The organism is Rhizobium sp. WW_1, assembly GCF_003610155.1.
Lineage (GTDB): Bacteria > Pseudomonadota > Alphaproteobacteria > Rhizobiales > Rhizobiaceae > Rhizobium > Rhizobium tropici_A.
This window is the reverse complement of record NZ_RAIN01000025.1, coordinates 64,056-73,021: the sequence shown is the minus strand read 5'-3', so window position 1 is coordinate 73,021 and position 8,966 is coordinate 64,056. Positions and strand designations below refer to the sequence as shown.

General features: G+C 56.2%; 8 protein-coding genes. 4 read left to right on the top strand and 4 right to left on the bottom strand.

Annotated features, from left to right (window positions below):
- Positions 1 to 519 precede the first annotated feature (519 nt).
- The 3 genes from BJ928_RS35335 (at position 520) to BJ928_RS35325 (ending at position 2,619) form a co-directional block, all read left to right on the top strand.
- Positions 520 to 1,569, top strand: a complete 1,050-nt coding sequence (locus BJ928_RS35335; protein WP_245432738.1) for a DUF4424 domain-containing protein — start codon at positions 520 to 522, stop codon at positions 1,567 to 1,569.
- Positions 1,570 to 1,609: 40 nt separating this feature from the next.
- Positions 1,610 to 2,038 carry a hypothetical protein gene (locus tag BJ928_RS35330; RefSeq protein ID WP_147413975.1) on the top strand — a complete coding sequence of 143 codons (429 nt, stop codon included), beginning with the start codon at positions 1,610 to 1,612 and terminating at the stop codon, positions 2,036 to 2,038.
- A gap of 251 nt (positions 2,039 to 2,289) precedes the next feature.
- The gene (locus tag BJ928_RS35325) at positions 2,290 to 2,619 is read left to right on the top strand and encodes a hypothetical protein (RefSeq protein WP_047636158.1); all 330 of its coding nucleotides are present in this window, start codon (positions 2,290 to 2,292) and stop codon (positions 2,617 to 2,619) included.
- Positions 2,620 to 3,166: 547 nt separating this feature from the next.
- Here BJ928_RS35325 and BJ928_RS38650 read toward each other — a convergent pair.
- The 4 genes from BJ928_RS38650 to BJ928_RS35295 form a co-directional block, all read right to left on the bottom strand.
- On the bottom strand, positions 3,167 to 3,547 hold the full coding sequence (locus tag BJ928_RS38650; RefSeq protein WP_147413974.1) for a hypothetical protein: 381 nt from the start codon (positions 3,545 to 3,547) through the stop codon (positions 3,167 to 3,169).
- A 269-nt stretch (positions 3,548 to 3,816) separates the two neighbouring features.
- Positions 3,817 to 4,953, bottom strand: coding sequence for a hypothetical protein (locus BJ928_RS39050; RefSeq protein WP_047636161.1), 1,137 nt, complete (start codon positions 4,951 to 4,953; stop codon positions 3,817 to 3,819).
- 755 nt (positions 4,954 to 5,708) lie between these two features.
- The gene (locus BJ928_RS35300; protein WP_047636163.1) at positions 5,709 to 6,920 is read right to left on the bottom strand and encodes a serpin family protein; all 1,212 of its coding nucleotides are present in this window, start codon (positions 6,918 to 6,920) and stop codon (positions 5,709 to 5,711) included.
- 82 nt (positions 6,921 to 7,002) lie between these two features.
- Entirely contained in the window at positions 7,003 to 7,611 is a 609-nt protein-coding gene (locus BJ928_RS35295; RefSeq protein WP_052227975.1) for a hypothetical protein, read from the bottom strand.
- 655 nt (positions 7,612 to 8,266) lie between these two features.
- Between BJ928_RS35295 and BJ928_RS35290 the strand changes: the two genes are divergently transcribed.
- Positions 8,267 to 8,827, top strand: a complete 561-nt coding sequence (locus BJ928_RS35290) for a DUF4189 domain-containing protein (RefSeq protein ID WP_082012006.1) — start codon at positions 8,267 to 8,269, stop codon at positions 8,825 to 8,827.
- The last annotated feature ends 139 nt before the right edge of the window (positions 8,828 to 8,966 follow it).

The window sequence follows — 8,966 nt, the reverse complement described above, 5'->3', positions numbered from 1 at the left end:
CGAGGCTCGCCCGTTGAAATCGTTGCTGCATAGCTGATCCTCCGATGAACCAGCAGAAGCATCATCCTCAACAGCAGCAAATGTGAGTCAGAGCCCAAAATAGACCCGATGAAAGTGATGAGCAGTATATGTCCGGCATATACCTGGTGTATGCCTGTTGCGGTGACCGACCGAGGATTGTCGCTTGGCCATCCAAAAAGCCGATTTTCGATTGCGGAACACGATGTCTCAATTATTCAACTCCCTGACGACGAGAGGTCGTCTCGATCCGTCGCCGGATCGAGACCGGCGCCCAGACGGATCGGGTGCGCGTCACTTATATGCGTAAGGCCGATTCGCACAGTTCGACCATAATTGGCATATGGCACTCAGGCGCTGGCAACTTTATTATCGAAGCGGGCCACATTCCTGGAGAGATCATCAAAGCCTTCGATTTGCCGGCAGGCGCAGTCGCCAAGAATGGAACCTCATTCCTGCGGCCGAAGCGTCGAGTGGGAGTAATCATTGAGGCAGGAGCTCATGATGTTCGGTGAAACTGCGCGGCGGCTCGCCGCTCTCGGGTGCCCATTCTGGTGCTTGGCAGTCACGCCGGCATTGGCGGATGACAGCGCCGCAACACTGGCTGCAGGGGGCCTCGTTCTGCAGAAGACGGATAAGATCGCGCTTGTATCCGAGGACCTCTATCTGTCGGCAACTACCGTTCGTATCTCCTATCGGTTCCGGAATCTGACAACCACAGACTATTCGACAACAATTGCCTTTCCGATGCCGGATTTTACCGGCGGTGGCGTCAATTTCGAAACGGCAGTCCCAGACCCTGCAAGCGATAATTTCATGAAGTTTAGCACGGTCGTGGACGGACAGCCCGTTTCCTCCCAGCTCGAACAGCGCGCCTTTCTCACCTCAGACGGCAAACCTGACGTTGAGATCACCAGTAAACTTCGGGCCCTACGCATCCCGCTGGTTCCGACCGTTGACGCGACTGAAGCAGCCGTCGGCCAGCTCCCGGATAATGAGCGGAAGAGCTTGGTAGATGCAAACATCCTCGATGTCGGCGAGAGCAGCAATTACAAAGGGGAGCAGACCACGCTATATCCCCTTTGGACCTTGCGATCGAAATACTGGCGCACACAAGTCTTCCCGAAGGAACAGGATATCGTCGTCCAGCAGACCTATGTCCCGATTGCCGGAAATCTGGTAGGAGTCCCGAGCGGATTTCCAGACTTGGATCCCAAGACCCGCGATGCCTATCGCACAAAGTATTGCACGGATGAAAGTTTTCTGAAATCCGCACGAGCGCTTTACCAACGTGCAGGTTCCGAATACGCCAAGACATACAGCGCATTCGAGCAATACGTTTCCTACATCATCACCTCCGGCGGCAACTGGGCCGGACCGATCGGCGATTTCAAGCTGATCGTCGATAAAGGCGACCCTTCGGCGTTCGTTTCCTTCTGTGGCTCGGACATCAAGAAGATAAATCCCACCCAATTCGAGGTAGAGATCAAGAACTTTACACCGAAGCACGACATCGACATCCTATTCCTGAAAGCCGATCCCGCTCAATAGGATAATGTCCGTGTAAAAGCCGATCGAGTGGAGCAATCGAGTGTCATTATTCATGCATAAAGTTCCCGTGAAAGCCTTTCGCCAATTTGTCCTTGCCCTCAGCCTCGTGGTGGCGGCTCATTCAACAGCATGGACGGCCGATGCGCCACAAACGCCGGCGGAAAAGCACCACTCGAAAGAATGCTGGAGCGCCGCGGCTGCACAGGAAGGGGCTGTCTTCTCCTATCCGCTGCGTATCTTTGCCGCGCCCGATGCCGATATTATGGCCGTCAATGTCGATAAAGACAAATGGAGCGCCCTTCCCCAATCCGATCGGATTACGCTATTGAGTGACCTCGCATGCTCTTATGCGGGCGGCCGTATGCAGCCGGATCAGTGGCAGCCTTTTGGGGTAGTTGATCCCGCAACGAACAAGACTATCGAGACGTTCACCGTAAACCAGCTCTTCCCCAAAGAGGCCTATCGTTGAACGCTTGCGCTGCCCATGAAACGCCCCGTTCGACAGATGGCTCGTTCGCCAAACAAACCCCTACCGCAAATGGTATGGGTGCATGGAGAACCGCCTACGTGGTCCCTTTGCTTTCCTCTCGAGTTAGCCGCTACAACACGAGAATTGCGTCGGCGCTCTCGCTTGTCGTCACTCTTGCGGCGCTGCCCCTTGCTCCCGGATATGCTTCTCCGGTTCATCGAACTCTCCCGACTATTGGCGACACCCTAGGCATGCGTGCGGACTTGCAGCGCGTGATCAAGCCTGGCATGCCCTTTGTCGATTTCAGGCAGATCGCGTTGGCCAAGGGCTGGACGCCTATTCCTCATGATCCACCCTGTCTCCGACAGGTCGGGCCTGCACTCTGTGCGCAGCTACCAGAGCTATTCGATACCTCCTCTGGACCTATCGAATATAACGAGCTGAGCTATCGTGAGCCCGGGGGCGGAAGCCGTCTGCACGTCCTTGTCGAGGGCGACATTTCAAAATGGGGCACGGCGGACGCGCGTGTCGAATTGCGCGTCGACCAGTGGGATTTCAGCGGCAAGGACGACAGCAATTGATACGCATCACGATGCGGGGCGCCGAGCATGCAGGTGTTCATATATATTGATGGTACCTGCGGCAGGTACGACGTCAATGCGGAGATCCGCGCTGATCGATCCGGTTGGTCGTCACCATATCCCTTTGCCGAAGAAGACTAGAGTTGAGAAGGGATTCTCCGTAGAGATGGCATCATTCATTCAACATGCGCGACCGTACCAAGTCAATGCATTGCTTTTATAATGGCTCGTCCATTTACACAAGCAAATGCGAGCCACGCATTTCGACCATTGATGAGACATGTCGTCATCCGGCACCTACGCGCTACTACCCCTTCTCCTCCAACTAATATACTAGAGATGACAAACTGTCTTCATACCCCTCCTCCCCGAGGAAGTGCATGAGCAATTCAATCTCCTCCCGCTGATGCCGTAGATAGAGCACTTTGTCCTGACTAGCGACCAATAGAGCTGCCGGTGCTCCCAGGCCCTTTTTCAAATATTCCCAGATACTGAGCATGAGAAGGGTGGGGCCGGCCATTGAGTTCGAAGCGCTCAATCTGGGGATTTATCCTTGCGTATGGACCGACAATTTGTCAGCAATGGTTGCACAGCTCTGCAGCGTCAGGGTGCGCAAAGAAGCAAGGTCTATGCGACGCTCCCCCAGCTTGAGCCTCGTGACAAGTTGGAACGAATTGCGTTCATCGATGCCGAAGAGGAGCTGCAGATCGCCAGTGAAAGGTTCCGCGATCGGTAGTTGATTGGCGGGATAGTCCATCGATTGCAACTTTTCCATATATTCGCGGCTTCTCAGCCGCGGAATAATGGTTGGACTGGAAGTAGATTGGAGGGGCTGCTTGTTTTCTTGAAGTGTGAAAATACGATGATAGCTCCTGTGTAGAAGGCTGACCGCAACTTCGCCGGTGGCCCACAATGGAAGAAGGGTCATCTAGCTATCAGCGTCGATAGCGTCGCGTTAACACAGTGAACCGCGCCTCTGAGGGAATAGTCTGATATATACTCTTTCTGCACATAATCAGACTAACTCCATCCCGACCCACAGCGACGACCTATCGACCGACGACCCAGATTGGGCACTACGGTCGCACAAGCTGCAAGCATGCCGGCGACGAATACGGCGACAGCACTCCTTTGGGCTCAATTCGTCGGCTTTTAGGGTGCAATGACAAGGACTCGAAGCCTAGTTCCAGGGCGTTGTCAGGGGATCGAATAGATACGAACCTGCATCGTTTCCGGCGAAGCGGCTTGCGTTCGTTGGTCGTTTCTGCCTTCATATATGACAGCAAGCTTGTGCCCATCGAGAGACCACGTCAATTTAGGATACGCACCATTGATCGGAAAAGATGCGATCAGCGTGGTCGATCTCTTGTCGCGATAATACGGCGGCAAGGACATGTCGCGGATTTCAATGATCAGGCCGCCATAATCATCATCCGTGCCTGGCACATTATAGGCGACGGCCAATCGCTTGCTGTCCGGCGAGAAAACCGCAGGTCGCGGCACGGCGTCGGGCCATTTGCGCGGTGGTGTCAAAAAGGCAAGATGAGTTGCCTCGCAGGTTGCATCCAAGAATTTTTCCTCTGTGACGATGGAGTCTTGCTGGGCCGGCAGATATGATAAATTGTCGTCGTTGCTAATGAGAATAGCGGCCAGCTTGCGATCCCAGCCCGTGACCTCTCCGAAAAATCCGGTGCCGACGGCGTTAAGGAAGCATTTCTGACTATAGGGGTCGGGATCCGGCAACTTCATCGCAAGGTCGCCTTCGCGGACCTTTATTGTGAATAGCTCGCCGTGCCGTGCCAGGAGAATTGCCGTCCCATCTCCATTGAAGAAGACGGAGGAACGAATCCAGTCGATCGGCTCAGTCTGCGCGAGAAGTTTGCCATCGGACAGACTTAGTATTTGGATCGGCAGGCGTGCATCTCTGACCCACGTGGCCACTTTGTCGCCTTTTGGAGCCATCGCCAATGCCCACGCATCTCCTTCAAGTGTGCGGCGCCAGAGTTCTGTGCCGTCTGAAATGCGCCAAGCAACGAGCTGCGGAACGATCATTCCATCGTCCCCCTTCTGGTCGACCGCATAGAATGTATCGCCCGAGGGCGACAAGGCCGGCTCACCAAAGGGGCTCAGCCTTGCATGAACCGAAAAGTTTGCAACACAACCGGCAATGTCGGCTCCGACTTTCGGAGCGACGCACGGTGCGTCACTGACCGGAAATCCGGGGTTATTTCGATGCAACCCGGCATAAATACCGCTTGCTACCGCGAACAGACAGATAGCGACAACGATTGTACCGGCAAGCCTACCTTTGGCCCGCGTCAAAATGTATGACATCGGCACGTCCCTCTTCAACCGCGCTAGCTGAATTCATGTCGCCAGGCATCTTTGAAATGAAGATGTTGAAACGGGTAGCGACCGAACAACCGACGGATCAGCCTGAACGCGAGGCACCCTTCAACGGCCTAGAGATTGCATGGCACCAATCTCGTAGCGTCGGCTGGGTCCTGGCACCAGCTGTTGTATCCCGGCAGCGTTTGAGAATCCCCGCCAGAGTCAGGCGCGACGCAGGTATTCCCACCCATTGCGTTGAGACAAGGGTTCGGGCGGGAAGCCCCCCCTAGTGCGTTGGTAATAGCGTTACTTTGCGCGATCGATTTCGCCGAAAATTTGCGAATGGCCGCACTTCTCTCAGCCATCAACGCATTATACTTCTTAGACCACACTTCAGCTCGCGCCTTGTCTCGCGTAGCAAGAATCTTTTCTCCCTCAGGCTGAAGCTTCGCCAGTTCCGTATCGATACGCACAAGTTCCGGAGACGCCCCTCCATTCGCTGCCATCCTGCGGTCGACCTCCAATACTCCTGCCCAACCTGAGCCAGAACCACCACCTTTCGCTGCTGCGACACTCGTTCCTGGTGCTGCCTCGTTGACGCAGCCCACCAAGGCGAGCGCGGCCATCATCCAAAATATTGTCCTCTTAAACACTATCGCGACCTCTTCAACATCTGCTTGGACTTGAACGGCTACTGCATTGATCAACCGCATCGGCGCCCGCTTCCACCCTTAGCAATGAGCAACCGATATGCTTGGTCATGACGTCTTGGCCGGATCACCAACATAGCCAACCATCAAGGTCGATCCGATATTGTCGTCATGCAGGGCGAACATGAACGGCTTGTCCGCCACGAAATCGAGGGATTGAACGCTGACCGATGGTGGCGCCGAAGCCGTCGGCGCGATGACGCCGGTTGCGGCAGCAGCTGTCGTTCCACCTTCATCGACGACGATTGCCACCTTGTGCGGCACGGCGGCTATCTGGAGCGGCGTGTCGGAAAAGCCGGCAAGTGCACCAGGCTGCGAGCGCGCTGGCGCCAGGCCCAACCCATCCAGAGCGGTTAGGACGTCACCGCCGCCCTTGAACGAAAAGCGCGGCAAGGAGAGTGTCACATTATAGTCCTCAAGCCCGACCCCGGCGAGCCAACCAGCGCAGGGCGCGAATTCCGCTAACTGCGCCGGCTTTTCGCGATTGACGACAAGGATGAGAGAATAGCCATCCATCCTATAGGGGAGCTTTACGGCGGCAAAGGCGCCCTTCTCAGCTGCCGATAATAGTCGCGCGTCGGCGTGCATCATGGGAGCCTGTCTCCTGCCGCCGGCGGCAAGGTGGAAATCGGCACTCTGTGTCGCCCCGACGCTGAATCCGTGCCGCCAGACGTCCTTGAAATAGAGGGCGTTGACCAGAACTATTCCAGAGCCAGTGAGCGGAGCCTCGATGATCGATTGAATCGCGCCCCGTGTGGCTTTCTTGACAAGTGCATTGATCTCTTTCGCCACATCTGGATCGGCCAGGTGACGCGACTCGACCCGCGCGTCAATAGCCTTGAACGCCTTGGCAGCGGTCTGTTTGAGCACGATTGCCTTGTCCACATAGACGGCGTCGAAACCGGACACAGGCCCGTTCGAATCCCGGCCAAGGATCAAAGCGGCGAGAGAGCGACGCAGCCCGTTCAAGTCCGCGGCGCCATCCAGATGGAAGAGTTTCCCAAGCACCGCATGCAACTCCGTCCCGGCGCCGATATCGACGAGCGAAAACGCCGCCATTATGCTCGCGGGAGAAATCACCAGATTGGTCTCGACGCCGCTCTGTTTGGCGATCTCATTGAGCAGATCCAGACCAAAGCGCGTCGATGCAGCGCTGAAATCCGCAACGATTTCGCTCTTTGACACCCGCGGCAAAGACAACAGCCCCATTGCGGCCAAAGCACCGATCGCCAACACCTCGCGTCTGGAGGTCTCGATCATGTCAACTCCTCTAACCCAAACGCTGAGGCAACGTCACCACGAAGCGGCACGCCGCCAGGCATCGCGTCTCCGTTCCCGCACCTCATTTCTTCCCGTTGCAATTCACCGAGTAGTCCGCAGCGGTAGGAAATATCCCGTCGCCGGTACTCGTAACCTCCAGCATCACCACTCCCTTGCGATACTCGTAGCTGCAATAGACCAATCCTGTGCCCGAGCAGGATTCCACCTCGATCACGCCGTGCTTGCGCAGTTCCGGCGCAATGCTCTGCGCATCGCCTTCGGGGTCTTCAATTTTTGCCTGGATCGGCGACCACCCTTTGCCGATGAGGGCCTTTCGCACTCTGTCGATGCTCTTGCCGCGGACGGCCGGCACCACGGCCTGGCCGCCGCATACGCTTTCTTGCTTTGCTATCGGATCGACTTCGATCGCGCCGTCGGGCATCAACCTGATATCTCCAACCGGTGCGGGAGCGAGATCGCCATCGAAGATGCGAAGCTTGTCGCCTACAACCGAAATGTTGCCGATCGGCAACTGGATTTTCGGCGGAGCGTAGATCAGGGCCACGAGCTGCGCTCCGCGAAACAGAGCCACGTTCCCTTTGTCGATCGCACATGTCGCGGAGGCGGCAGGCGCAAACTCGCCAGCGAAACTGACGGCCTCATAGGGACCAAATTTCTGCTCATCGATCACACCCCATCCGAGGGACGCCGCCAATTTCCCGCCCTCGCTGGTTTGTTCAGTCAGTGCACCACACGCGGGCGAAGAGACAGGAGCCGGCGCCTTGGGAAGTTGCGATAGAAGCGTGATTTTCAAACTTGGGACGTGAGATCGGACAGACGGAGGGTTGCCGTCGCTCTGCTGCGCCACGGCCGAACCGGCAGCCAGACAGAATATCAACCTAAGGGAAAGACGCGACGCACGAGAGAAACGATATGACATCACTCAGGATCACCCGGAACGCGCTGGACGAGAACAATGTGGAGGCTGATTGATGAAGGGGCTTCGAGCGCGGTGCAAGATCGATCCCCGCCAAGCCTGTGTGCCGGCGTCCATAAATAGTGACGTTCTGTCCAGTTCTTACCCACAGACCCGGATGCCGACGAACCAGAGCTGCCCACCACACATCTCGTATACTGCTTTTTGTGGTCGATTTTTTGCTGGAGGCGGATTGTCAATGCCGCATAGGAGAACAGCACGGATGCTCAAATGACCGTAGTGCCGCTCCATCTATTTTGAGTGACGTGCCGTCCATCTCTCCATCATCCGACGCCACGAAGGTGGACTGAGCCATGCAGCGCGACATAGTCAGGTATCAGGGATATTTCACCTTTGAGACTAGCGAACCATGTCTGCTCACTCGCGCGTGATTTTCAGTTTTGTGGCCCTTGCAATGTTTGGCGTCATGGGGCTTTGGGGAAGCGGATCGAAGGCATATGCCGAAGGTGGAACCTGTCCACCGGGCTACTATCCAATGGGAGGCGGCTGTGCTCCGTTGCCGCCCGGCTATTACGGCAATCAGCCTGGACCAGGATCGGATGGGAAATCTGGGCTTGCGCCGGAGTATCATCCAACGACATATGGAGCCATTGCCATGACCTTACCGCGCGGCTTTTGGGGCTCGCGGATGCACACGTCCACACAAGCCGCCGCCGATAAGCAGGCTTTGGCTGCCTGCGCGGCGAAAGGAGCGCCCGGATGCCGGATCGTTGCACGGGTTAAAGATGGATGTGTCGCCATAGCCTCCGGTTTCGCTAAGGACCCTGGCAAGGCCGTAACGAGTAACGGCAAGCTTATTACGATCAAGGTTGGGCTGTTCGAGGCGGAGCAAGCTGCCATGCAAGCCTGTCAAATGTCAGCAACAGGCTGCCAGCTTCATGCTGTTCTCTGCACCGATGGCAATCCGTAGCTGTCAAAACGACACGCAATAGTAGAAACGCCGTCGCATCACCATCCGCAAACAAGGGACCAACGAAGCAGACTGCCAATATCTTTCGCTGAAGCCGGTTCGACACCGCCCCCACGACCGTAATGTCGTTCAGCCTGTC

Bases quoted from the DNA above. Each gene is read 5' to 3' on its own strand.
- BJ928_RS35335 (WP_245432738.1), top strand. From the start codon at position 520: ATGATGTTCGGTGAAACTGCGCGGCGGCTCGCCGCTCTCGGGTGCCCA.
- BJ928_RS35325 (WP_047636158.1), top strand. From the start codon at position 2,290: ATGCGTGCGGACTTGCAGCGCGTGATCAAGCCTGGCATGCCCTTTGTC.
- BJ928_RS38650 (WP_147413974.1), bottom strand. From the start codon at position 3,547: ATGACCCTTCTTCCATTGTGGGCCACCGGCGAAGTTGCGGTCAGCCTT.
- BJ928_RS39050 (WP_047636161.1), bottom strand. From the start codon at position 4,953: ATGTCATACATTTTGACGCGGGCCAAAGGTAGGCTTGCCGGTACAATC.
- BJ928_RS35300 (WP_047636163.1), bottom strand. From the start codon at position 6,920: ATGATCGAGACCTCCAGACGCGAGGTGTTGGCGATCGGTGCTTTGGCC.
- BJ928_RS35290 (WP_082012006.1), top strand. From the start codon at position 8,267: ATGTCTGCTCACTCGCGCGTGATTTTCAGTTTTGTGGCCCTTGCAATG.